This window comes from Halosolutus halophilus, from assembly GCF_022869805.1.
In the GTDB taxonomy this organism is placed as follows: Archaea; Halobacteriota; Halobacteria; order Halobacteriales; family Natrialbaceae; genus Halosolutus; species Halosolutus halophilus.
Genome location: NZ_CP094974.1, coordinates 1222957 through 1245139, shown reverse-complemented (window position 1 = coordinate 1245139; position 22183 = coordinate 1222957). Strand labels below are relative to the sequence as shown.

The 22183-nt window shown below is 67.4% G+C and carries 18 protein-coding genes; 4 read left to right on the top strand and 14 right to left on the bottom strand.

Translation table 11 applies throughout. From position 1 onward, the window contains the following. Position 1 precedes the first annotated feature (1 nt). The 11 genes from MUG98_RS06050 to MUG98_RS06000 all read right to left on the bottom strand — a co-directional run bounded on the left by MUG98_RS06050 (position 2) and on the right by MUG98_RS06000 (position 10193). Positions 2–1225: a CbiX/SirB N-terminal domain-containing protein gene (locus MUG98_RS06050; RefSeq protein ID WP_265111246.1), complete on the bottom strand. Its 1224-nt coding sequence runs from the start codon at positions 1223–1225 to the stop codon at positions 2–4. An 11-nt stretch (positions 1226–1236) separates the two neighbouring features. Next, positions 1237–1950 (bottom strand): LAGLIDADG family homing endonuclease, encoded by a 714-nt coding sequence (locus MUG98_RS06045; RefSeq protein ID WP_265111245.1) that lies wholly within the window; start codon positions 1948–1950, stop codon positions 1237–1239. Beyond that, the gene (locus tag MUG98_RS06040; RefSeq protein WP_265111244.1) at positions 1947–2213 is read right to left on the bottom strand and encodes a ferredoxin; all 267 of its coding nucleotides are present in this window, start codon (positions 2211–2213) and stop codon (positions 1947–1949) included. Before MUG98_RS06040 ends, MUG98_RS06045 begins: the two co-directional genes overlap by 4 nt. A 2-nt stretch (positions 2214–2215) precedes the next feature. Next, the gene (gene cobJ, locus MUG98_RS06035; protein WP_265111243.1) at positions 2216–3172 is read right to left on the bottom strand and encodes a precorrin-3B C(17)-methyltransferase; all 957 of its coding nucleotides are present in this window, start codon (positions 3170–3172) and stop codon (positions 2216–2218) included. 14 nt (positions 3173–3186) lie between these two features. Next, positions 3187–4068 carry a precorrin-3B C(17)-methyltransferase gene (locus MUG98_RS06030; protein WP_265111242.1) on the bottom strand — a complete coding sequence of 294 codons (882 nt, stop codon included), beginning with the start codon at positions 4066–4068 and terminating at the stop codon, positions 3187–3189. After that, positions 4065–5063, bottom strand: a complete 999-nt coding sequence (cbiG, locus tag MUG98_RS06025) for a cobalt-precorrin 5A hydrolase (protein WP_265111241.1) — start codon at positions 5061–5063, stop codon at positions 4065–4067. The genes MUG98_RS06030 and cbiG overlap by 4 nt, the downstream gene beginning before the upstream one ends. A gap of 114 nt (positions 5064–5177) precedes the next feature. Next, a complete protein-coding gene (locus tag MUG98_RS06020) occupies positions 5178–6077 on the bottom strand; it encodes a cobalt-precorrin-4/precorrin-4 C(11)-methyltransferase (RefSeq protein ID WP_265111240.1) in 900 nt (299 codons plus the stop codon). Beyond that, positions 6074–6826, bottom strand: a complete 753-nt coding sequence (locus tag MUG98_RS06015) for a cobalt-factor II C(20)-methyltransferase (RefSeq protein WP_265111239.1) — start codon at positions 6824–6826, stop codon at positions 6074–6076. The genes MUG98_RS06020 and MUG98_RS06015 overlap by 4 nt, the downstream gene beginning before the upstream one ends. Continuing rightward, positions 6823–7461 carry a precorrin-6Y C5,15-methyltransferase (decarboxylating) subunit CbiT gene (gene cbiT, locus MUG98_RS06010; RefSeq protein WP_265111238.1) on the bottom strand — a complete coding sequence of 213 codons (639 nt, stop codon included), beginning with the start codon at positions 7459–7461 and terminating at the stop codon, positions 6823–6825. The genes MUG98_RS06015 and cbiT overlap by 4 nt, the downstream gene beginning before the upstream one ends. Positions 7462–7809: 348 nt before the next feature. Further along, entirely contained in the window at positions 7810–9117 is a 1308-nt protein-coding gene (locus MUG98_RS06005; protein ID WP_265111237.1) for a cobyrinic acid a,c-diamide synthase, read from the bottom strand. 404 nt (positions 9118–9521) lie between these two features. Further along, complete coding sequence (locus MUG98_RS06000; protein ID WP_265111236.1) at positions 9522–10193, bottom strand: helix-turn-helix domain-containing protein; 672 nt, start codon at positions 10191–10193, stop codon at positions 9522–9524. A gap of 164 nt (positions 10194–10357) precedes the next feature. Here MUG98_RS06000 and MUG98_RS05995 point away from each other — a divergent pair, with 164 nt between their 5' ends. The 3 genes from MUG98_RS05995 to MUG98_RS05985 all read left to right on the top strand — a co-directional run bounded on the left by MUG98_RS05995 (position 10358) and on the right by MUG98_RS05985 (position 14157). Continuing rightward, positions 10358–13132: a PEP/pyruvate-binding domain-containing protein gene (locus MUG98_RS05995; protein ID WP_265111235.1), complete on the top strand. Its 2775-nt coding sequence runs from the start codon at positions 10358–10360 to the stop codon at positions 13130–13132. Beyond that, positions 13125–13883: a DUF4010 domain-containing protein gene (locus tag MUG98_RS05990; RefSeq protein WP_265111234.1), complete on the top strand. Its 759-nt coding sequence runs from the start codon at positions 13125–13127 to the stop codon at positions 13881–13883. Before MUG98_RS05995 ends, MUG98_RS05990 begins: the two co-directional genes overlap by 8 nt. 103 nt (positions 13884–13986) lie before the next feature. Next, positions 13987–14157 (top strand): hypothetical protein, encoded by a 171-nt coding sequence (locus MUG98_RS05985; protein ID WP_265111233.1) that lies wholly within the window; start codon positions 13987–13989, stop codon positions 14155–14157. A 92-nt stretch (positions 14158–14249) separates the two neighbouring features. Here the strand turns inward: MUG98_RS05985 and MUG98_RS05980 are convergent, their stop codons facing one another. Genes MUG98_RS05980 through cobN form a run of 3 tightly spaced genes read right to left on the bottom strand, consistent with a single transcriptional unit; the run spans position 14250 to position 19667 of the window. Continuing rightward, complete coding sequence (locus MUG98_RS05980; RefSeq protein ID WP_265111232.1) at positions 14250–15044, bottom strand: cobalt-precorrin-7 (C(5))-methyltransferase; 795 nt, start codon at positions 15042–15044, stop codon at positions 14250–14252. Then, a complete protein-coding gene (locus tag MUG98_RS05975) occupies positions 15041–15784 on the bottom strand; it encodes a precorrin-8X methylmutase (RefSeq protein ID WP_265111231.1) in 744 nt (247 codons plus the stop codon). The genes MUG98_RS05980 and MUG98_RS05975 overlap by 4 nt, the downstream gene beginning before the upstream one ends. Then, a complete protein-coding gene (gene cobN, locus MUG98_RS05970; protein ID WP_265111230.1) occupies positions 15777–19667 on the bottom strand; it encodes a cobaltochelatase subunit CobN in 3891 nt (1296 codons plus the stop codon). Before cobN ends, MUG98_RS05975 begins: the two co-directional genes overlap by 8 nt. Before the next feature lie 34 nt (positions 19668–19701). On the opposite strand from cobN, the gene MUG98_RS05965 reads away from it, so the two are divergent. After that, positions 19702–21945: a VWA domain-containing protein gene (locus tag MUG98_RS05965; protein ID WP_265111229.1), complete on the top strand. Its 2244-nt coding sequence runs from the start codon at positions 19702–19704 to the stop codon at positions 21943–21945. Positions 21946–22183: the final 238 nt, after the last annotated feature.

The following is a 22183-nucleotide window of genomic DNA, read 5'->3' as shown; positions in this document are numbered from 1 at the left end:
CCTACAGCGTCTGATCGACGAGATCGCCGACGATCCGATCGCGATCGAGGTGGTCGGCGACGATCCGCTCGGCGTCGTCGGGGCCGACGTCGCCGTACCAGATCCCGTCGGGATAGACCGCGACCATCGGCCCGTCGCCGCAGCGACCGAGACAGGACGATCGCGCGATGCGGGCGTCGCAGTGGTCGGAGTCGCGGGCCGCCTGCCGGAGTCGTTCGATCACCGCTGGCGATCCCATCTCGGCGCAGGTCCGGTTCGTACACACCGCGACGTGGTTCGCCGGCGCGTCGTGGCTGTGCGGCTCGTCGTCGACGTCGTCCCGATCGGCGTGAGCCTCCTGATGGGCGAGCGCGCGTAACATCGCGCGTGCGCCGCCGACGTCCTCCTCGTAGCCCTCGAGGTCGACTTTGTACTTGCAGGTATCACAGGACATTTCGACGCTGCCCGTCCGGGCCGCCTGCCACCGATCGGCGAAGACGTCGAGCAGCCGCGAGTCGGTCCCGAGCGGATCGCCGGCCAGCGCGTCGACGTACGGATAGCCGTCGTCGAAGTCCGCCGTCCAGTCGCGGACGCGCCCGGTGAGCACGCCGTCGCCGAGCATGTACGGCAGGACGACGACCGCGTCCGGCCGGTGTTTCGAGAGCCCGTGCAGCGTCTCCTCGAGCGTCGGCTCCGTCACGCCGACGAACGACGCCTCCACGCGATCGAAGTCGCGTCCCTCGTACAGCAGGCGAGCCAGTTTGTGGACGTCCCCGTTCGCGTCCGGATCGCTCGACCCGCGCCCGCAGAGGACGACCGCGACGTCGTCGGCCTCGCGATCGACGCCGAGTTCGCGTTCGACCGCGGCGGCCCGATCGTCGAGCAGGTCGACGATCGCGGGGTGGATCCCCAGGTGCGAGCCGTTGTTGATCTCGACGTCGTGGGCCGCGCGAGCCTGGTCGATCGCCAGCGGCACGTCGTTCTTGACGTGGCTCGCGGCGAACAGCGAACAGTGGACGACCGTGACTTGCGAGGCGATCGTCGCGAGTTCGGCGAACGCATCGTCGAGCGCCGGTTCCGCGAGTTCGAGGAACGCCGCGTCGACCGGGATTCCCAGGCGCGACTCGAGGTCGGCGGCCAGTTCACGTACCTGTTCGTTGGACCTCTCCCTGCGGGAGCCGTGTCCCACCAGCAGGACTGCCTCGTCGTCGAACGTCGTGGACGTGGTGTCGTCGGGTGTGCTCATCGTGGAATACGCTATGGGTCGTCAGACTCGGCCCGTTCGAGGCTCCGCTCGAGTTTGCGGCGGCTCGGTGCGAACAGGCCGGTCTCTTCGCAGTTCTCGTACAGCCACGTTCCGAACTCGGGTGCGGCGTCGTCGTCGATGCCGAACCAGGAGCCACCCGAGGAGGTCTCCGAGAGGTCGCCCATCGGGGCCGAAATCGGACAGTCGGCGATCAACTCCTGGACGAGTTCGAGCAGGTCGCGATCGTCGTGGACGAACGAGATTCCCACAGTGCCGCTGGAGGACTTGAAACAGATCGTTCCACAGCCCTCGAACAGGCCCCGGAGCAGTTCCCGATCGTACTCGGCGAAGGCCCCGAAGCGGTAGTTACCCCGTCCGTCGACTGGAAGGCCGATCCCGCCGCCGCGGCCGAGGAGTCCGGCGGGGTCGTCGTCCTCGCCCTCATTAGCGCCGATCGAGAGCGTGTACTCGTCTTCGGTGCGAGTAATCGATGTGTCGCGGGCGTACTCGCGAGTGGTCGTCTCTTGCTCGACGTCGCCGCCGGCGATCGCCGCGAGTACCTGTGCCGACTCCTCGTCGCCGGTGACGACGCCGATACCTGTACTGGACACCTCGCCACTGCCCGCGACGTGACCCCAGAAGTACGCCGTCGCAGGGTGGCCCGCGAGCGGGTCGGCGGGCACCTCGATCTCGCGGTCACGCCCGTCCGCTACGACGTCGCTCATTCGCCCGCCTCCTCGACGACGATCGCGTCCGTCGGACAGGCCGCCGCGGCCTGTCTCGCCTCGTCGATCCGATCGTCGTCGAACGTCGCGACGACGCGATCGTCGGTGTCCGTGACCGTGCCTTCGCAGTCGTAGACCGGATCCGCTCCGGGCTCGATCGTCGCGAGACCGTCGTCGCCCTCGACGAACCGCGGATCGCGGGTCAGGCAGGCGAAGATGCCGTCGCAGGCCTCCTTCTCGATGGTGACTTCGTATCGTGGCATGGCTAGTACTCGTACTTCGTCTCGTAGCCGCGCGGCGTGACCATCCGGTCGTCCCAGACGTAGGTGTCCTCGGTGCCGACGACGATCGTCGTCGTCATGTCGACGATTTCGTGTTCGCCCAGGTCCTCGAGGTCGCCGAGTTCGGTGAGCATCACCTGCTCGTCCTCGCGGCCGGCCCCGTGGACGATGCCGACCGGCGTGTCGGGATCGCGGTGGGTGAGCAGGATCTCGCAGGCCTTCTCGAAGTTCTCCCGGCGCTTGCGGCTCCAGGGGTTGTAGATCGTGATGGTGAAGGTTTCGCTGGCCACCGCGTGGAGGCGCGACTCGATCTCCGGCATCGGGACGAGGTGGTCCGACAGCGAGACCGAGACGGTGTCGTTCACGAGCGGCGCGCCCAGCCGAGCCGCACAGGACTGGGCCGCCGGGACGCCCGGCACCACGTCGAAGTCGACCATCGACGCCGTCGCCCCCTTGGACTCGAGGATCTCGAGCGCGAGGCCCGCGAGTGCGTAGACGTTGGGGTCGCCGCTGCCGACGATCGCCACGTCGTTGCCCGCGAGCGCGCGATCGATCGACTCCTCCGTGCGGGAGACTTCGCCGCACATCGGCGTGTCGTAGATGTCATCGGCCGCCTCGGTGATTTCGTCCGGAATCAGTTCGATGTAAGTCGTGTAGCCGACGATGTGATCGGCCTCGAGCAGTGCGGTCTTCGCCCGCTCGGTCATTCCCTCCGGATGACCGGGACCGAGCCCGACGGCCGTTAGCTGGCCGGGTTCGGCGTCGAAGTCGTCGATCGTCGCGCCGACCTCCTGCTCGTTCGAGGTCTCGTCGTCGGCACTCGCGGCCCCGCACTTCGAACTCGAGCTCTCGGCGCTCGCTTCGCTGCTCTCGCCGTTCGAAGACGCGCCGCATTTGGATGTCGATTCGGCGTCAGCGTCCGCGTTGGTGTCCGTGCTCATGATCGTCTGGTTTCTCAGAAATCGTCGACGTCGCGCCCGCCGCGCGGGGTGACGAGGTACGTTCGATCGTCGTTGCGCCAGGTTTCGGTCTCGTGGTTGCCGATGATCAGCGAGGTCCCCATCCCCGACACCCTGTCGTCGTGGTCGGCGGCCTCGCCGAGGGTGGTGACGAATTGGCTCTCGCCGTTCCGGCCGGCGTCTTCGCGTCCGGCGTCGTTGACGATGGCCACGTAGGCGTCGTCGGTCCGCTCCTCGCGGACGATCTCGACCGCTTTCTCGTAGTTTCGCCAGCAGTTGTAGAGGACGATCACGAAGTCCGAAACTGCGGCCGCCCGCAGTTTCTCCTCGATCTCGTCCCAGCCGCGCCACTTGTCCGACAGCGAGACCGTACAGAAGTCGTTGCACAGCGGCGCGCCGACGTTGGCCGCCCCGCCCAGCGCAGCGGTGAGGCCGGGGACGATCCCGATCGGCACGTCCGTCGCGTCGTCCTCCTCGGCCATCTTGAAGATCAGGTCCGACTTGCCGTAGACCGAGGGATCGCCACCCGAGACGTGGGCGACGTCCTTCCCTTCGCGGACGTAGTCGAACGCCGCACGGGCGAGTTCGATCTGTCGGCCCATCGTCGAGCGGACGATCTCCTGTTCGAAGCCGTCGTCTCGGGTCGCGATGCCGTCCTCGTCGGTCGCCTCCTCCGACGGGACGGTCCCGTCGTCGCGCAGGAACTCCTGGTAGAGACTCGAGGCGATAACGACGTCCGCTGATTCGATGACCCGCTTTGCTTTCGCGGTCATGTGGTCCGGCAGGCCGGGTCCGATGCCGACGACGTAGAGGGTGCCGTGGTCGTCGGGGGTGCCGCCGGCCGTCGGGCCCGTCGACTCGCTCTCACTCCCGCTCATCGACCGATCGCCACCGTGACCTCGTTCTCGTAGCTGATCTTCTCGAGGACGAGTTCCTGTTCGGCCCCGCCCGCGATAGCGGAGGCCTCGGAGACGCCCGGCCAGCCGATCAACTCCTTCGATTTGGAGGGCGTCGGCCCCTCGTGGTCGAGCAGGGTCTCCTTGTCGAACGCGACCACGCCGAGATCGAGTTCCTGGGCCGCCTCGAACAGTCCCTCCTCGTCTTCCTTCCGGGTTGCAGTTCCGACGAACTCCACGTCCTCGAAGTCGTAGTCGGTCCGATCGAGTGCATCCTCCCACGCGGCGATGAACGACTCCTTGCTCGCGCCGGAGACGCTGCCGGTACCGAGGACGCACCCCTCGTCCTCGTTGCGCTTGAGGACGGTCACGTCGTCCCCGACGAGGACGGCCTTCGGCCCGTCGAGTCGGGCCACAGGACCGAGGTTCTCGTCGAGGACGGCGAGGTTCGTCTTCACCGTCGAGTCGCCGTTGACGACGTGGGCGTCCATCGCCTTCGCGCGGGACTCGACGCCCTGCTTGCCCGCCGCCTCCGAGGCGGTGGTCATCGCCGGGACGGCACCCATCGTCGCCAGGTCCCGTGCGACCTGGTTCGCACCGTGGTGGCCGCCCGTGATCGGGATGGCCCACGTCAGTTCCTCGTCGACGACGCAGATCGCGGGGTCGTCCCACTTGTCCTCGAGCAGGTGGGCCGTCTTTCGCATCGCGATCCCGGAGGCCATCAGGCCGACGAAACAGTCGTACTTCCCCCAGTACTCCTCGAAGACGTCGCCGTGGTACTCGAGGATCTCGATCGCCTCGTAGCGATCACCGATCTCGTCCCTGATCTCCTCGGCGGTTTCCATCTTCCGTCCGAAGGAGACGATCGCGATCTCCTCGGCGACTTCGCCGTCCGAATCCGGCGTGGAACAGTGTCCACCGTCGGAGTCCGATTCCGCATCGTCCGTCGTATCCGCGTTCTCGGTTCCTGAACTCATCGTGTAAGCTCCATCGAATCGAACGAGTCCGCTCCGCGTTCCACAGCACCGTCCGGTCCGCCGCCCGGGTGGGACTGGCTCCTTTCAGCGTGTTTGCGGTAGCTCCGTTGCATCTCAGTCATCACCTGCCTCCGGTTCGCTCGTGTTCTCCGACGACGGACTGCGATTGGCCCAGTCGCCGTAGAGGAACGATCGCTCGTAGCCCGCGCCGGTCACGGCGTCGCCGATGACGACCAGCGCCGAGGCGCGGTAGCCCGCTTCCTCTACCCTGTCCGCGATATCGCCGATCGAACCGACGATCACGTCCTCGTCCGGCCAGGAGGCGTGGTAGATCACCGCGACCGGCGTCTCGGGATCGTGGTCGTCCGCGAGCAGCCGATCCATCGTATCGCGAACCGCGTGGGTCCCCAGGTAGATGCAGGTCGTCACGTCGCCCATCTCGACGAAGTCGGAGATGTGGTCCTCCTCCTCGGTCAGGGTCTTGCCCTGCGGCCGGGTGAACGCGACGTGGTTCGAAACCTCGTTGAGCGTCAGCTGGGTCCGAAGCGTCGCGCTGGCCGCGAACGCAGACGTGACGCCCGGCACGAAGTACGTCGGCACGCCCTCGTGTTCCAGCGCGTCCATCTGCTCGAGCGCGGCTCCGTAGATGGCGGGATCGCCGCTGTGTAGCCGGACGACGTTCCGGCTGTTCTCGTAGGCGTCCCGCATCAGCGGGATCAGTTCCTCGAGGTCCTTCCCCACGGAGTTCACCGGTTCGGCGTGGGAACAGTACTCGTCAAGGAGTTCGCTGTTGACCAGCGATCCAGCGTGGACGACCAGATCGGCCGTCTCGAGCAGTTCCTTGCCCGCGACGGTCAGCAACCGCGGGTTGCCGGGTCCGGCACCGACGAAGGGGATCCCCTCCCGTTCGTCGCCGGCGCTGTGCTCGAAGATCCGATCGTCCAGTTGCTCGCGGCGGCGGTCGCCCTGCGAGTCGATCGCGTCCTGCGGGTCCGACGACGCGTCGTCCGTCATCGTCGTCCTCCGTCCGTGACGGGCTCACCGTCTGTCGTCGCCTCCTCCGACCCACTCTCGTCGTCGGTCCGGAAGGCAGCCGTCGCCCGCTCGACCTCGAGGGCCTCCTTCTCGGCGTAGGCCAGCGTGTAGTAGTCCCGTTCGTCGATCGTCTCCGGATCGTCCGTGACGATCGTCTCGCCCTGTTCCATGAACAGTCGTCGGCCGTAAGTCACCTCGTAGCCGGCCTCGACGAGGCCCTCGTGGGTCGCCGGCGCGTCGGTGACCTTGAACAGGATCATCCGATCGGGACCGGTCGGACTCGCTCCGCTCGCGGCCTCGCGCAGGGAGAGGCCCGCGCCGGCCTCGATCTCGACGCCCAGCGCGGTCGCGAAGGCCGTCACCGCGCTCACGCCGGGAACGGTCTCGAGGTCCACGCCGGGGTGGAACGCGTCGATCGTCCGGCGCAGGTGTCCAAAGGTCGAGTAGACGTTCGGATCGCCGAGCGTGACGAAGGCGACGTCGCCGTCGCGTGCGTTCGGAGCGATCTCCGCCGCGGCTTCCTTCCACGCCGTTCGCAACGTCTCCTCGTCGTTCGTCATCGGGAAGTCCAGGTCCCCGATCGTCGACTCGTCGACGTGGTTCAGCGCGACGGTCCGCGAGAGGCGACCGGGCGAGTAGACCACGTCCGCGCCCTCGAGGATCCGTTTCCCCCGGACGGTGACGAGGTCGGCCTCGCCAGGGCCGAGTCCGACGCCGTAGAGCGTCATCGATCGGGACCCTCCGTCTGCGAGCGGCCGCTTCCGTCGACGGCGACTCTTTCGTCGTCGTCGTCCGCATCGGCAGCATCGTCATTGGGCGTCGCGCTCCCGATCAGCATGTAGACCGGGTTGTCCGCGTCGAAACTCGTCGCCCCGGCGAGTTCGTAGCCGTGGCTCACCTGGAACTGGACGACCTCCTCGAGCAGATCGCGCTCGCGAAACGCCGCCGTCGCCTTACCAGCGACTTCCAGACGCGAGACGTTCATGACTACCCGATCGATTTCCGTCTCGACGGCGTGGTCGAGCACGGCCTCGAAGTTGCGGCTCCCGCCGAGAAAGAGCGCGTCGGCGTCGTCGGGCAGTCCCTCGGGCGCTTCCGCGTTGCGAAACTCGACGTCGGCCCGCACCGACTCCGCGTTCGCCGCGAGGTTCTGCTCGGTCGTCTCGAGGCGCTCGGCTTTTCGTTCGAGAGCGGTCACCCGCTCCGCTCGTCGTGCGGCTTCGATCGTGACGGCCCCCGTACAGGAACCGACCTCCGCGAAGTGATCGTCCGAGTCGAGAGCGAGTTTCGACTGGACGACGGCGCGGACCTCCGGCTTGGTCGGCCCGGCCTTCGCGTCGTGTGGAAGCGCGATGGGTGGCATCACTCGTTGGAACAGAGCCCGGGCCTAAAACAATTTTGTTTGGAGTAGCACAATCCCAGTTGCCCATCTCAAATTGGGATAGCACAAATCGTATTGTTCGGGGCCGATCGAACGTCCAGTTCAGGGGCGATCGAACGTCCACGTTGCGGAACGACTCGTCTCGATCCACGGGTCGATCGACTGCAGGGGCACCTCCTGTGCGACGCGGACGACGAGTCGCTCGACAACGATCGACGAACGGTCCGAAGGCAGAGAACAGCGCGCCGAGACCGGGCTCGAACCCGTGCTACCACCGGTCACGCGGATTCGGTCGTGACGGTTCGAGCGTGACGGCAGTGGAAAACGGGGTCAGCGTTCGATCGACTCGAGGAATCGATCGAACCCCCCGCTCTCCGCGTGAACGTGCACGTAGGTGCCGAGCGACTCGTACTCGGTCAGGCCGTCGCGGTCGCCGTCGATGCCGTCGCCGCGCACCGTCTCGAACGCGAACCGGGCGTCGCGACCCACGTTCGCACTCGAGTAGTGGAACTCGTGGCCGCGGATCGATTCCCCGGCGCGAGCGGTCAGCGTTCCCTCGATCGCCTCGAGTTCGACGTGATCGAGCGCCCGGTAGCGATCGTGCATCGTCACGTCGGCCGGCAGGATGCCGGCCATCTCGCTCCGATCACCCTCTGCGGTCGTCAGCGACTGGCTCATGGCCATCAGACCGCCGCACTCGCCGAGGACGGGGAGCCCCTCGCTCGCCCGATCGCCGAGTTCCGAGAGCGTCCCCGCAGACTCGAGATCCTCGGCGTTCAGTTCGGGATACCCGCCGGGGAGGTAGACGCCGTCACAGTGGGGAACCGGATCCCCCGCGATCGGCGAGAACGTGACCAGTTCGGCCCGCTCGCGGAACCGCTCGATCGTCGCCGGATACCGAAAGCAGAAGGCCGCGTCGCTGGCGACGGCAACAGTGGCGTCGACGGCATCGGCGGCTTCGACCGGCGTTTCCGGCCGGGGCGGTTCCGTTGCGACCGCTGCGAGTCGTTCCGCGTCGATCGTCTCCGCGGCGTCCTGCAACGCGTCCCTCGGCAGCGCCGCCTCTTCGCCCATCTCCAGCCCGAGGTGGCGATCGGGGATCTCGAGGTCGGGAGACGGCGGAATCCGGCCGAAGTACTCGAGGGCCTCGGGCAGGGCGTCGCGGATCCCCTGTTCGTGGCGGCCGCCGTGGGCGCGCTGGGCGACGATCCCCCCGACCTCGACATCGCGACCGATCGCGTCGGCGTACTCGCGGAAGCCGAGCGCGGTCGCCGCGACGCTCTCCATGCCCGCCTCGGCGTCGACGACCAGGACGACCGGCAACCCGAGGGCTTCAGCGACCATCGCGGTGCTCGAGCCGTCGCCGTCGTACAGGCCCATCACGCCCTCCACGACGCAGATATCACCCTCGCCGCGGGCGTAGTTGCGCCGCAAGCCGTCCTCGCCTTCGAGCCACAGGTCGAGCGTTCGTGAGGGACGTCCCGCGATTTCCTCGTGGTGGCTCGGGTCGATGAAGTCCGGGCCCGCCTTCGCGGGCTGGACCTCGTAGCCGGCGTCCGCGAGAGTCCGGACGATCGCCAGCGTCGCGACCGTCTTGCCGACGCCGGAGCTGACGCCGCCGAGCACGAACCCCTTCATCGGTCTCGCTCCGGGACCCGATCGACCCCCGCAGTGATTCGTTCGAACGCGTTGGCCGTGCTATCCACGATCATTGTATTTGAGTTACGACAAGTGAACTTGAATCCGTCGGTGGCCGCGATCGATCCGGCGGAAAGGAAACGGGAATTCGAAGATTTCTGGGCCCGCAGTCGGGGTACTCCCGAGAACGCTATCCGCTTCGATCCGGTTCGATCGTCGTACGTTCACGACCGCGACGGGCGGGCTCTCGACCGACCCGTAGTGCAGTTCGTCCCGCTCGCCCCCGATCGCGGTCGCGTTCCGACGACTTACCTGATCGGCCATCGTCTCGGAGTGGCCGACGCCAACAACCCGTCCCTCGGAGCAGCCGCGGCAGCGGACTCGATACCGGGGCCACGGCCTCCCTATCGCGCCGATCTCGACTCGAGCAGTGCGGTAACGATCTTCTTCTCGGCTTTCTGCAGGTGATCCGATACCGTATTCGGCGCACACCCCATCCGATCGGCCAGGTCCTCGTGCGTGGCCTCCCGTGGATGGTCGTAGTATCCGAGCGAGAACGCCGTGACCACCGCTTCCCGCTGGCGATCGCTCAGCATCGAGAGCGGCGAGTCACGACGGCGATCGAATTCGCCGATCGTGTCGATCTCCAGTTCGATATCCGACGGGAACTTGCCGATCGCCGCCTGCAGGGCGGACGAACTGCCGACGATACGGGAGTGAACCCGTTCGTCGCGGTAGACGACGGGTTTCGCAACGACCATTCCCTCCTGCGTGATCGCCCCGAACGCGTCCCGAAGCAGCGCCACCGTCGACGGATCGAGCGTGACGAGGAGATTGAACGTCCCGTCCGTCACGGGTGCCGTCTCGACCGACCGGACGCCGTTCGACCCGTTCAGTTCGGTACGGACCCGATCTTCGTCTCCGTCCACTTCGAAGAGGCCCGTCGGCTTCCCGCCCGGCGACACGTTCAGGTCGAACAGTCGGGCTTCGGTCACGTACGAGGATCCCGCCAACACCCGGAAGAACTCGGGCGCTCGTTCCGGATCCGGTTTTCCGGTTACTCGTACGTACTTCATGCGTCACTCGATACCGCGGTCTTATTTAAATATCGCGACTATGGTCGCCAGAGAATCTTATTTTGTCCTCATCCTATATACTCGCATGATCATCAGCGAATCGGCAGCTACCGCGGTCTCGAGGGGTGCCGCCGGTGAGAAAAACCGCGGAACGGACGGTGACCATGAGGGATAGTCGGGTCGGTTCGGAGAGCGCGACGTACGCCGTCTCGTTCGAGGACGGTGAGGCGACGGACGCCACCGTCACCGGCGGGAAAGGGGCGACTCTCGCGCGGCTCGTCGACGCGAACTTCGCCGTCCCGCCCGGGTTCTGCGTGACGACGGCCGCCTATCGGACGCTCCTCGCCGACGCCGAAACGCGACGGGCGATCGAATCAGTAGACCATCTCGATCCGTCGGACGTCGATCGGATCGGTGAGCGAAGCGCCGCGATCAGAGAGCGGATTCGGAACGCAGACGTCCCCGATCCGATTCGGCGGGCGATCGAAGCGCGCCTGGACGCGCTCGATGCGAACGCCGTGGCCGTGCGATCGAGCGCGACGGCCGAAGATTTGCCGACGGCTTCGTTCGCGGGTCAACACGAGACGTTCCTCGGAATAAGCGGGCGAGAAGCCGTTCTCGATCGGATCCGTGACTGTCTGGCGAGCCTGTTTACGGAGCGAGCCGTCTCCTACCGGTTGCGGAACGACGTTTCGCACGCAGACGTCGCGATGGCGGTGGTCGTCCAGGCGATGGTCGATCCGGACGCGGCCGGCGTCCTCTTCACCGCCGATCCCGTGACGGGAAACCGCTACGTCGCGTCGGTAGACGCCAACTACGGTCTCGGTGATACGGTCGTCGCAGGAGAGATTTCGCCCGACAACGCCCGCGTCGATCGACGGACCGAAGAGATACTCGAGTACGAAATCGGGGATAAGAGCCACGCCCTTCGTGCGAGGACCGACGAAAACGGACCGGAACGAGTGGCGGTGGCGTCGACGCAACGAGAATCGCGCGTGCTATCGGACGCACAACTGCGCGAACTCGTCGAACTCGGCGAGCGCGTCGAAGAGCTATTCGGTACCCCGCAGGATATCGAGTGGGCGCTGGTCGACGGTGACTGTATCGTTCTCCAATCTCGGCCGATCACGTCGTTGTTCCCGCTGCCGTCCCCCGCTCCCGGCGACGATCGTCTCCGCGTCTACTTCAGTTTCGGACACCAGCAGGCGATGCCGGAGGCGCTGCCGCCGCTCGTCGTGGACTGGTGGCGAGGTTTCCTCGAGCGGACGGCGACGCGAATCCGATCGCAGGACGCCGGGGCGCCGTGGGCGGTCGAGGCCGGCCACCGGGTGTACGTCGATCTGACGCCGCTTCTCCGAATCGGGCCGCTCCGACGGCTGATTCCGACCGTGCTCGCGGCGGCGAACGAACCGGCGTCGGACGCGCTCGAAGAGTTGCTCGTTCGGCGTCGCGACGCGTTCCCCGATCGCAGACTGTTCGCAGACGTCCGTGCCGTGGGCCGGATCGTTCGCCGCAGGGCACCGAAGCTCGTTCCCGTACTCCCAAAAGCGATCGGTCGATTCCTCCGGACGTTCCTCACGGGTTCGCCCGATCCCGAGCGTGAGCAAGCCCAGATCGAGGCCTGGGGCGAGGAACTCGCCTCCCGAGTTCGCGAACCGGAGACGCTCACCGATCGCGTCCGAGTCGCCGTCGACGAATTCGACCTCGCGGCGGTTCTCGGCGGACTGTTGCCCCGCATCGGTCCCCTCCTGGTAGCGAGCGTTCTCGCCCGGAAGGCGCTCGGACGCCTGTTTCCCGATGCCGACGCGGAACTCGACGCGATCGGCAAGGGACTCGAGATGGAACTGGTCACGCGGATGAACCAGCGACTGGGGGACCTCGCCGCCGTCGCTCGCGAGCACCCTGAGGTCCGCGCTGCGCTCCAACGAGAGGCGTCGCTCGCGGAGATCCGGGCCGCGGAGGGCGGTGATGTCTTCGTCACCGAACTCAACGACTTCCTCGGGGAGTTCGGCCACCGGGCGAGCGGCGAGATCGACCTCAGTCGATCGCGCTGGACCGACGATCCCGAGACGCTGATACGCACGATCCGGAGCGATCTCGCGGGGACCGAACCCGGAGCGCATCGGGAACACCTCCGTCGATTGGAACGCGACGCCGAGGACGCGGCCGCCCGACTCGAAGCGCGCGCCGATCGCGGCGCGCTCGGACCGGTACGGAAGGCAGTGGTGCGACGGCTGATTCGGGCGTACCGGGGCGGAATCCAGCTTCGAGAGTACCCCAAGCAGGGTGTGGCACACTTCTTCGCGGCCGTCCACGAGGCAGTCTCCGACGCCGGGGAGTCGCTCGCCGCCGAGGGCCGCCTCGATCGTCCCGACGATGTCTGGTACCTCCGCAGGGACGAACTGCTCGCCGCGCTCGAAACCGACGCGCCGATCGACGCGGACGTCGACGCTCGCCGGCGGCATCACGATCGCGCCGCGTCGATGACCGCGCCGCCGCTGCTCACCAGCGAGGGAGAAGCGCCGACGGCGGTCGAGGACGGCGATCGATCGGACGGGACGCTCACCGGCACGCCCGTCTCGTCAGGCGTCGTGGAAGGACCCGCCCGCGTAATTCGCGACCCGTCCGGGGAATCCCTCGAAAAAGGCGAGATCCTCGTCGCGCCATCGACGGATCCGGGGTGGACGCCGCTCTTTCTGAACGCGGCCGGACTCGTGATGCAGGTCGGCGGGCAAATGACTCACGGAGCGCTCGTCGCGCGCGAGTACGGGATTCCGGCCGTCGTTTCGGTCTCGGACGCGACGTCGGAGATCCGAACGGGGGAGCGGATCCGGATCGACGGGAGTCGCGGCACCGTCGAACGGCTCGACCGATCCTCGGAATCGGCCGCCGAAGACGATCCGGAGGGGCCTCCCCGCGATACCGACGATGATGCGTAACGAGTTGGCGGAACGGATCGACCGCGACGATCTGGACGCAGCGATTACATTCCTCGCACTCATCGTCGTCCTCCTGGTACTCCCGAACGAGAACCTCGACGCGCTGTTCGGGGTGAACCCCCAGCGCGTCTGGTCGGTCGTCGTGTTCGTCGCCGGCCTGAGTTTTTTCGGCTACCTCCTCTCGAGAGTCGTCGATCCGACGACCGCGATCGGGGTCACCGCGGCCGTCGGCGGGTGCGTATCACCGGGGTTGACGATCACGTCGCTCACGGAGCAGGTGCGGCGGTATCCGGCGTTCTCCCGAATCTACGCGTTCGCCGCCGCGATTGCGGTGACGATGCTGTTTCCCCGGAATCTACTCGTCGTCGGGATCGTCAGCCCGTCGCTCGCCCGCTCGGTCGCACTGCCGTTCGTCGCCATGGCCGGCGTTGGGGGTGCGGTCACCGGGTTGCTGTGGATCCGAATCGAACGACACGAGCGGCCGGCGGGCGAACTCGAGACACCGTTCCGGCTTCGATCGGCGTTCGCGATCGGCGCCGTTGTCGCCGGTATCGTGCTCGTGATCGAGACGGTCCAGCCGTCGATTCCGTCCGACGTCACCCGGCTCGGACTCGTACTGCTGACGATAGCCGAACAGGTCGTCTACGTCGGCGTGACGAGGGCGGCCGGCGCGAGGACGATAGCGCTGGCTATCGGTGCGATACTCCTCGGCAGTGCGAGCCTCGGAATCGCGCTCGTTCTCCTGCTGTAACGGACCGCCGCGGCGACGATCGACCCGGGATCGGACGCGATCGACCGGTCGACCACCAATGCGCTTACCCGTTTCAATCCCATACCTGCCGCTCCGATCACCCATGAACGGAGACGACCACCACGGAACCGAGTATCACCTCCGGGAAGCGCTCCGTCATCTGGGCGAAGCGCGGGACGAAGGCGATCTCCGGAAGACAAACGACACCGCGATCGAGGAGGTGTCGAACACGATCGCGACGGTTCTCAACGAGTACAAGAGAGACGAGCGGTGACGTCCCGTTTTTTGGAACGCCGTCTCACGCCGGCTCCGAACCAGCGACGGCGCCAGACGCGTCGGCATACCGAATCGGCAGGGGCACCGACGTCATCTCGGCTGTCGAACGGCGAGTACGACGAGATCGGAGAACGGCGTGTCCTCCCGGCCGTCTCCGCCGGCGTGCTCGGCCAGTTCGGCCAGCGTGAACCGGTGGATCTCTTCGTCGTCGTGAGTCAGCTTCTCGAGAACCAGCGCATCGAGATCGGGTGTAGCGCCCGCCGCGAGCAGGAACTCGGCGATGTCGCCCGGCATCCGATCGTACGGCCGCGGGAGGACGAGCAGGTGGCGATCGTCGACCGCCTCGGCGAGTCGATCCATGTCGGCCTCCAGATCGCCGCTCTTGTGAAGCGTGATGAACTCGGTGTCCTCCATCGGCGTCCGGGCGCGACTGGCCGCAACCTGCAGCGAGGAGATGCCGGGGATCACCCGGACGGCCCGAGGAGCGACGGAGCGACGATCGGCCTCGCGCTCGACGGCATCCTGAACCTTTCCGACGAACTGGTAGCCCGAGTGGTTGGGATCGCCCATCGCGACGGCGGTCCCCGACTCGCCGGCCGCCACGCGGTCGCCGAACTCCCGGAGCGCGTCGGCCTCGTCTTTGTACCCGCAGGTGAGCAGATCGGCGTCCGTCTCGTCTTCGACGAACTCGACGACGGTGGTGAAGCCGACGACGACGTCCGCCTCGCGGAGCGCCCGCTCGCCGCGCGGCGTGAGGTACTCGGGATTCCCGGGTCCGACGCCGACGGCGTAGACCGGATCGTCGGCGTCGATGTCGGGTTCCGGGTCGGCGGCCGCGAACGTCGCCGGATCCGGCCCGCTGTCGAGATCGTAGTCGTCGCTCATGCGTCCGTCCCACCGCGATCGGACGCGAGGTCGTCCTCGAGTTCGCCGGTACGGTGATCTTTCGCGACGTGGATCAGTTCGTTCGTCAGTGCGGCGGCGAGGCCGCTCCCGCCGCGGCGGCCGACGTGCGTGATCGCCGGCACGCCGTAGGCCTCACTGACCTCGCGGATGCGCTCGCGGCTCTCCTCGGCCTTGACGAAGCCGACCGGGTTCGCGACCACGACCGCCGGTCGCGTGCCCTGTTCGATACAGTCGGCGAGGGCGAACGCCGCGGTCGGCGCGTTGCCGATCGTGACGACCGCCCCCTCGAATGCGTCCTCCCTGTCGAGTTCGAGCATCGCCGCCGCGGTCCGGGTCATCCCGGTTTCCGCGGCGAGTTCTTTCCCGTGACCGATCGCCTTCGACACGTCGCAGTTGTGGCCGCGGCCCGTGACGCCGGCTTTCACCATCGTGATGTCCGTGATGACGGCCGCCTCGTCGAGGACGGCCCGCGCGCCGGCACGGACGGGAGCGTCCTCGTCGTCGCCGAGGTCGTCCGCGCCCGTAAAGCGGATCAGGTGCTGGAACTCGATGTCGCCCATCGAGTGGACCGACTTCTGGCGAAGCCGATCCGCGAGCGTCTCGTCGGGGACGAACTGCCTGACGATGTCCATGCTCGTCTCGGCGATGTCCATCGCGTTCTGCGTCGTTGCTCCCAGGTCGGCGTACTCTCTGTCGAACTCCTGATTGCTGTCAGTCATCGGTCGTCACCTCGATCGCGTCGTTGGTCGTCCGCGCCTCCAGATCGCCTTCGATCTCGAGATTCAGGTCGCGCAGACGATCGATCGTCTCGTCGTCGGCGTCCCAGAGGTCGCGCTCGATCGCCTCGAGCAGCGTGTCCGTGATCGACTCGAGCGCCCACGGATTCACGTCGCGCAGCCACTCCTGGCGATCGTCGTCGAAGGCGAATTTCTCCGCGACCTCCTCCCACAGCGTATCGGAGACGAGGCCGGTGGTGGCGTCCCAGCCCAGCGTCACGTCGACCGTCGTCGAGAGATCGCCGGCGCCCTTGTAGCCGTGTTCTTCCATCGACTCGAGCCAGTCCGGATTGAGCACGCGCGATCGCATCGCCTTGCGGACCTTCTCCTCGTTCGTGTAGACGTCCACGTTGTCCGGGTCCGAGGAGTCGCCGACGTAGGAGGCCGGTTCTTCGCCCGAGATTTCGGAGACGGCGGAGATGAACCCGCCGTGGAAGGCGTACCAGTCCGAGGAGTCGAACTCGTCCTGTTCCATCGTGTCCTCGATCTTGACCGTGGCGTCGACGCTCGAGAGGCGACGTTCGAAGGCGTCGTGAGCGTCCGAGACCCGTCCCCTGGAACCCATCGCGTAGCCGCCCCACTGGACGTAGACCGACGCGAGGTCGGAGCGATCGTCCCAGTTGCCCTCGTCGACGGCCTTGTTGGTCCCGGCGCCGTAGCCGCCGGGTTTCGTCGTGAAGACGCGGTGTTTCGCGGCTTTTCGGGCCTCTGACTCGCCGAGTCCCTCCGCGTCCTGCAACGCTTCGGCCTCTTCCTCGACGTGCTTCTTCACGAAGTTCAACTCCGGCGGTTCGTCGAGGTCGACGACCGCGTCCACGGCGTCGTGGATGACGCCCGCCGCGGCCGGGAACGCGTCCCGAAAGAGACCCGAGACGCGCGTCGTCACGTCGATTCGTGGCCGCCCGAGTTCCTCGATCGGGATCGGTTCCACGTCGTCGATCCGGCCGGCGTCGGTCCACCGCGGTTCGACGCCCATCATTGCGAGCACCTGTGCGATCGTCTCACCGCGGGTGCGGACCGTCGGGGTTCCCCACGCGACGACGCCGATCTCCTCGGGGTACTCGTCGGTCTCGGAGAGATGGCGATCGAGCACCCCCTCCGTGACCTCGCTTCCGACCTGCCAGGCGGCCTTCGCCGGCACCTTGCGCGGGTCGAGCGTGTAGAAGTTCCGCGCGGTCGGCAGCAGGTCGACGCCGCCGCGGGTCGGCGCGCCCGATCCGCCGGGCGGGACGTACTCCCCCGAGAGGGCGTCCGCCGTTCTCGGAATTTCGTCCTCGGAACCCTGGACGCGAGGCTGGGCTTCCTCGCAGATGTACGCGAGCACCTTCCGCAGGTCGTCGTGAGCGCCCGATTTCGCCCGGGAATCGCCGATCGTCTCGAGGTCGACGACGAGGAGGTTCATGTTCACCTCGTCCCCGGGACCGGCTTCTCGCTCGGATTCGGGAACGTCGAAGTCGTGTTCGGCGAGCGTCTCGATCAGGTCGACGCTCGTCTCGTAGACGACGTCGGCGGCCTCGGCGTAGGTCAGCCCGAGCGTCGCGTCGTACTCGCCGGGCGACTCGAGCATCGTCTCGTAGTCGACGCCCAGCGCGCCGGCCACGCTCTCGCGCAGGCTCGGCGCGCCGGGGTTCTCGAGTCGGGTGAGGGCGACGAGGTACTCCACGAGCCGATCGCTCTGCGGCGGCTCGGACATGGTGTGCAGTCCCAGCCGGATCTGAGTCGTCTTGACGTCCGTGAGGTACTCGTGGACCCGTTCGACGAGTTCGTCGATATCGACCTCGTCGCCTTCGATCGCACCCTCGGCGAGCGTCGAACCGGCCTCGTCCGGGCCGCGGACGGTTGCCTGCTCGTCGACCGTCCCCGCGATCCTCAACTCGACCGCGAGATCCAGTTCGTCGACCGTCTCACGAACGAGGGTCTCGAGGTGCTCACCGTCGTCGTTCCGGGCGTCTTCCATCCCGGCCTCGCGGTACTGGTTGGCCAGTTCTTCGAGTTCCGCGAGTTCGTCGTACGTGCCCGCCGATCGCATGACCGGCGTGAGGTAGTCGACGATCGCGGCGTACGACCGGCGCTTGGCCTGGGTCCCCTCGCCGGGGTTGTTCACGATGTAGGGGTAGACGTTCGGGACGTCGTCGATCAGTCGATCGGGCGCGCTCTCGCCGTCGAGGCCGACGGTCTTGCCGGGGAGCCACTCGAGGCTGCCGTGGGTCCCGAGGTGGACGACGGCGTCGGCCTCGAAGGTATTCCGAAGCCAGCCGTAGAAGGCGTAGTAGTCGTGTGGCGGCTGGAGATCGGAATCGTGGTAGACCGTCGAGGGATCCAGCCCGAACCCGCGCGGGGGCTGGACGGTGACGAGGACGTTGCCGAACTCGACGCCCGGAATCGCGAACGGGCGGTCCGGTGGGGCACCCCACTCTTCGATAACGTTCCGCTGGAACCGATCGTCGGCCTCGGCGAACCACGCCGCGTAGGTGTCGGGTGAGACGACGTCGATCGAGCGATCGCGGACGTCCTCGGGTGCGATCCAGCGATCGTCGAGGGTCAGTTGCGAGGTGAGCGTCTCGACGAGGGACTGGCCGCTGTCCGGCATCTCACCGCCGAGGTCGTAGTTTCGGGCTTCGAGTTCCTCGAGCAGATTCACCGTCGATTCGGGGCTATCGAGACCGAAGGCCGTCCCGATTCCGTCGTCGCTCGGCGGGTAGTTGTGCAGGACGACGGCGACCCGCTTGTCCTCGTTGGGCGTGTGGCGGAGTTTCGCCCAGTTGACCGCGAGACGGGTCGCGTGGTCGATCCGATCCTCGATCGGGAAGTGGTGTTTCGGCGCGCTGCCGATCCCGGCCTCGTCGTCGGTGCGTTCTTTCCCCGAGATAGGGTGGGTGATCACGTTACCGTCGAACTCCGGCAAGGCGACGGACAGGGCGAGTTCGAATCCCATCACGCCCGTGTCGCTGGACTGGTAGCGCGATCGCGATCGCATCGTCGTCACCGTCTGGAGGACGGGGACGCCGAGTCGATCGAGGAAGACGTCTTCCGCGCTCTGGCCCTCGTCGCTGGCGCTCCGGCCGCGTTCGTCCATCGAGAGCGAGAACATGAACGAGGAGAGGACGGCGTCGACGATCGGCTGACCCGCATCGTCTATGAGCCAACTATCAGTCACCCACTCGGCGTCTTCCTGCTCGTCCGAATCCGTCGCCGGATTGCAGAAGATCGGCAGGGCGTTCGCGCCCTGTTCCTCCAGCGCCCAGACCTGCGCGTCGACGTAGCGGGTGTTCTCGTGTGTCCAGTGGGACTCGTAGAACCAGATCGCCACGGTCGGCTTCTCGGGGTCGTGGGTCGCGAGCAGTTCCTCGTACTCGATCCCCGGATGATCGGGGTGGTAGACCCCCTCCGTCGGCAGTTCCGTGGGGTCGTCGTACTCGAGGTCCCGCCCCGCGTACTCGGCGGCGAGGAACCGACAGCAGTTCTCGACGTTGATCGTGCCGCCTCTCTCGAGGTACTCGTAGACCCGATCGCGGTGGGCCGCGGAGACCGTCGTATCCTCGACGGCGAAGGCGTCGCCGGTCGACTTGACGATCAGCGGCACGCCCGCTTCTGCGAGCGCGCCAGTCGCGTAGTCGTACCCCGGCATGCTATCCTCGGCGCCGTGCAGCCAGAAGATGGCGGCCGCGGCGTCGGTCAATTCCTCGACGAACTCCTCGATCGCGGCCTCGTCGTCGAGATCGCTCTCCGATCGAACGACCAGTTCGACGTCCTCGAGGCGCTCGGCCGCCCGGCCGATCGAGCCGAGTTCGTTCGCCGTCGCGGTGTAGATCCCGATCCGTGCCATCGAGTTTTTAAACCTCTATTGTATTAGCGCAAGTATGGTTGCAAACGCCGGGGGCAAAAAGCTATCGTCACTCCCCTTTCCGGCGATCGTCGGACAGGCCGACCTGAAGCGGGTGTTGCTGGCCGTTGCGGCCAACGACGACCTCGACGGAGCCCTGATCACTGGCGAGAAGGGGACCGCGAAGTCGACGGCCGTGCGGGCGCTCGTGGATCTCCTGCCCGAACAGCGGGTCGTGGCGGACTGTCGGTACGGCTGTTCGCCGACCGATCCGGACCTGCAGTGTGACGACTGCCACGCGCGCGACGCCGACGATTTACCCGTCGAGACGCGGCCCGTTCCGCTCGTCACGCTCCCGCTGGGGGCGACCCGCGATCGGGTCGTCGGGACGCTCTCGGTCGAGGACGCCCTCGCGGGGTCGGCGGAGTTCGATCCCGGCCTGCTCGCCCGTGCCCACCGCGGGATTCTGTACGTCGACGAGGTCAACCTGCTCGACGACCACCTGGTGGACGTCGTCCTCGACGCCGCCGCGAGCGGCGCCAATACCGTCGAACGCGACGGGACCAGCGTCGTCCACCCGTCGGAGTTCACGCTGATCGGGACGATGAACCCCGAGGAGGGCGACCTCCGACCACAGCTCCGGGACCGGTTCGCCCTGCAGGCCAGCGTCGAGGGCTGTCGCGAGATCGACGATCGAGTCGAGATCATCGATCGGGCGCTCGCGCGGGGCGAGACGGGCGACGGCGACGACCGCGACCCGGCCACGGCCGACGAGGTCGATCGGCTCCGCGAGAAGCTGGCCGACGCCCGCGACCTGCTCCCGAGGGTCGACCTCCCGACGGATTTCACGGAGGAGATCGCCCGGCTCTGTCTCGAGGCCGGCGTCGACGGCCACCGGGGGGACGTCGCGACGGCACGCACCGCCCTGACGCTGGCCGCGCTCGACGGCCGGACGACGGTCATCGAGTCCGACGTCCGCGAGGCCGCGACGTACACGCTTCCCCACCGCCTCCGGAGCACGCCGTTCGAGGAGACGCCTGACATAGCGGACCTGCTCGAGGAGCACTTCCACGAGAGCGATCCGGACCGTGAGGCCGACGGGGACGACGCCGAGAGGGATGTCGACGAGACGGACGTCGGTCGCAGCGAGGGCGACACGGGCGACGACGCGGCCGGGGACGGTACTCGAGGTGGCGAGTCGAGCGACGGAGAACGGGCGACATCGGACGGCGGGGATCGATCGGGCGATGCGGCCGCTGGTGGGAGCGACGAAGCCGACGGTTCTCCTCCCGAAGATCCTCGAAACACCGACGACACTGCTGCCGGGACTCCAGCACCTGCAGAACTCGGCGGTGACGGTAACTACAGCGAGGGCGACGGGTCGAGCGAACCGGATCGTGACGACGGGAACGGCGACGACGGAACCGGTGACGGCAACAGCGGCGACGGTGACGACGAGGGCGAAACAGCGACCCCGATCGTCCCGGGTCAACGGCGGGCCGAGATCGGCGAGGCGCGAGCGCCGGACCTCGAGACGCCGGGACTCGACGGGGCCGGCGGCGGGACCGGATCGCGAGCGACCACGACGCCGAGCGTCGACAACCGCGGTGCGCGGGTCCGGACGGAACCCGCGTCCGGGGACGGCCCGATCGACGCCGCCGCGTCGGTCCGATCGGCCGCGACCCGGGGCGAGACGCGGGTCGAGAACGGCGATCTCCGACAGTCGGTCCGGGCCGGGGAGACGTCGGTGACGATCGTCTTCGCCGTCGACGCGAGCGCCTCGATGCGGCCGGCGATGCGGACCGCGAAGGGCGTCGTCCTCGACCTGCTCCGGGACAGTTACCAGCAGCGCGACCGGGTGGCGTTCGTCGCCTTCGCGGGCGAGGACGCCGACGTCCTGGTGCCGCCGACCGACAGCGTCACGCTCGCCGCGCGCCACCTCAAGGACCTCCCCTCCGGCGATCGGACGCCGCTGCCCGCCGGCCTCGAGACATCGCGGCGGGTCCTCGATCGGGCCGGGACCGACGCCGCTGTGGTCGTGGTCGTGACCGACGGTCGGGCGAACGTAGCCGAGGGGAGTCCGACCGAGGCGACTCGACGGGCCGCCCGTGCGCTCGCGACGGACGACACGCACGTCGTCGTCGTGGACGCGGGGACCGACTCGCGGGGTGGCCTCTCCGAACTCGTCGCTGGCGAGACCGACGGGGAACTCGTCTCGCTGTCGTCGCTGTCGACGGAGACGGTTCGTGCCGCGGCCGAGCGGGCGGCGTCGGAGCGATAGTCGGTACTGACCGACACGAAACCGGCACCACTCACCTGCTGCGGTTTCGACGGCGTCCGTGCTACCAAAGTGTGTGGGGGCATCGTTTACGACGGCCCGGTACGCAGTGCACAGTACTGTGGGAGATGTTGATTGTCCGGACTGTTTGCACAGCACTGGCGTCGAAACGGCGCGGCAGGTGCTCGAAAGTGGACTGAAACGGACGTTCGAGTGTGACAACTGCGGCCACGTCTGGAGC

Excerpts from the sequence above, each read along its gene's own strand:
- MUG98_RS06050 (WP_265111246.1), bottom strand. The coding sequence starts at position 1,225 with ATGAGCACACCCGACGACACCACGTCCACGACGTTCGACGACGAGGCA.
- MUG98_RS06045 (WP_265111245.1), bottom strand. The coding sequence starts at position 1,950 with ATGAGCGACGTCGTAGCGGACGGGCGTGACCGCGAGATCGAGGTGCCC.
- MUG98_RS06040 (WP_265111244.1), bottom strand. The coding sequence starts at position 2,213 with ATGCCACGATACGAAGTCACCATCGAGAAGGAGGCCTGCGACGGCATC.
- cobJ (WP_265111243.1), bottom strand. The coding sequence starts at position 3,172 with ATGAGCACGGACACCAACGCGGACGCTGACGCCGAATCGACATCCAAA.
- MUG98_RS06030 (WP_265111242.1), bottom strand. The coding sequence starts at position 4,068 with ATGAGCGGGAGTGAGAGCGAGTCGACGGGCCCGACGGCCGGCGGCACC.
- cbiG (WP_265111241.1), bottom strand. The coding sequence starts at position 5,063 with ATGAGTTCAGGAACCGAGAACGCGGATACGACGGACGATGCGGAATCG.
- MUG98_RS06020 (WP_265111240.1), bottom strand. The coding sequence starts at position 6,077 with ATGACGGACGACGCGTCGTCGGACCCGCAGGACGCGATCGACTCGCAG.
- MUG98_RS06015 (WP_265111239.1), bottom strand. The coding sequence starts at position 6,826 with ATGACGCTCTACGGCGTCGGACTCGGCCCTGGCGAGGCCGACCTCGTC.
- cbiT (WP_265111238.1), bottom strand. The coding sequence starts at position 7,461 with ATGCCACCCATCGCGCTTCCACACGACGCGAAGGCCGGGCCGACCAAG.
- MUG98_RS06005 (WP_265111237.1), bottom strand. The coding sequence starts at position 9,117 with ATGAAGGGGTTCGTGCTCGGCGGCGTCAGCTCCGGCGTCGGCAAGACG.
- MUG98_RS06000 (WP_265111236.1), bottom strand. The coding sequence starts at position 10,193 with ATGAAGTACGTACGAGTAACCGGAAAACCGGATCCGGAACGAGCGCCC.
- MUG98_RS05995 (WP_265111235.1), top strand. The coding sequence starts at position 10,358 with ATGAGGGATAGTCGGGTCGGTTCGGAGAGCGCGACGTACGCCGTCTCG.
- MUG98_RS05990 (WP_265111234.1), top strand. The coding sequence starts at position 13,125 with ATGCGTAACGAGTTGGCGGAACGGATCGACCGCGACGATCTGGACGCA.
- MUG98_RS05985 (WP_265111233.1), top strand. The coding sequence starts at position 13,987 with ATGAACGGAGACGACCACCACGGAACCGAGTATCACCTCCGGGAAGCG.
- MUG98_RS05980 (WP_265111232.1), bottom strand. The coding sequence starts at position 15,044 with ATGAGCGACGACTACGATCTCGACAGCGGGCCGGATCCGGCGACGTTC.
- MUG98_RS05975 (WP_265111231.1), bottom strand. The coding sequence starts at position 15,784 with ATGACTGACAGCAATCAGGAGTTCGACAGAGAGTACGCCGACCTGGGA.
- cobN (WP_265111230.1), bottom strand. The coding sequence starts at position 19,667 with ATGGCACGGATCGGGATCTACACCGCGACGGCGAACGAACTCGGCTCG.
- MUG98_RS05965 (WP_265111229.1), top strand. The coding sequence starts at position 19,702 with ATGGTTGCAAACGCCGGGGGCAAAAAGCTATCGTCACTCCCCTTTCCG.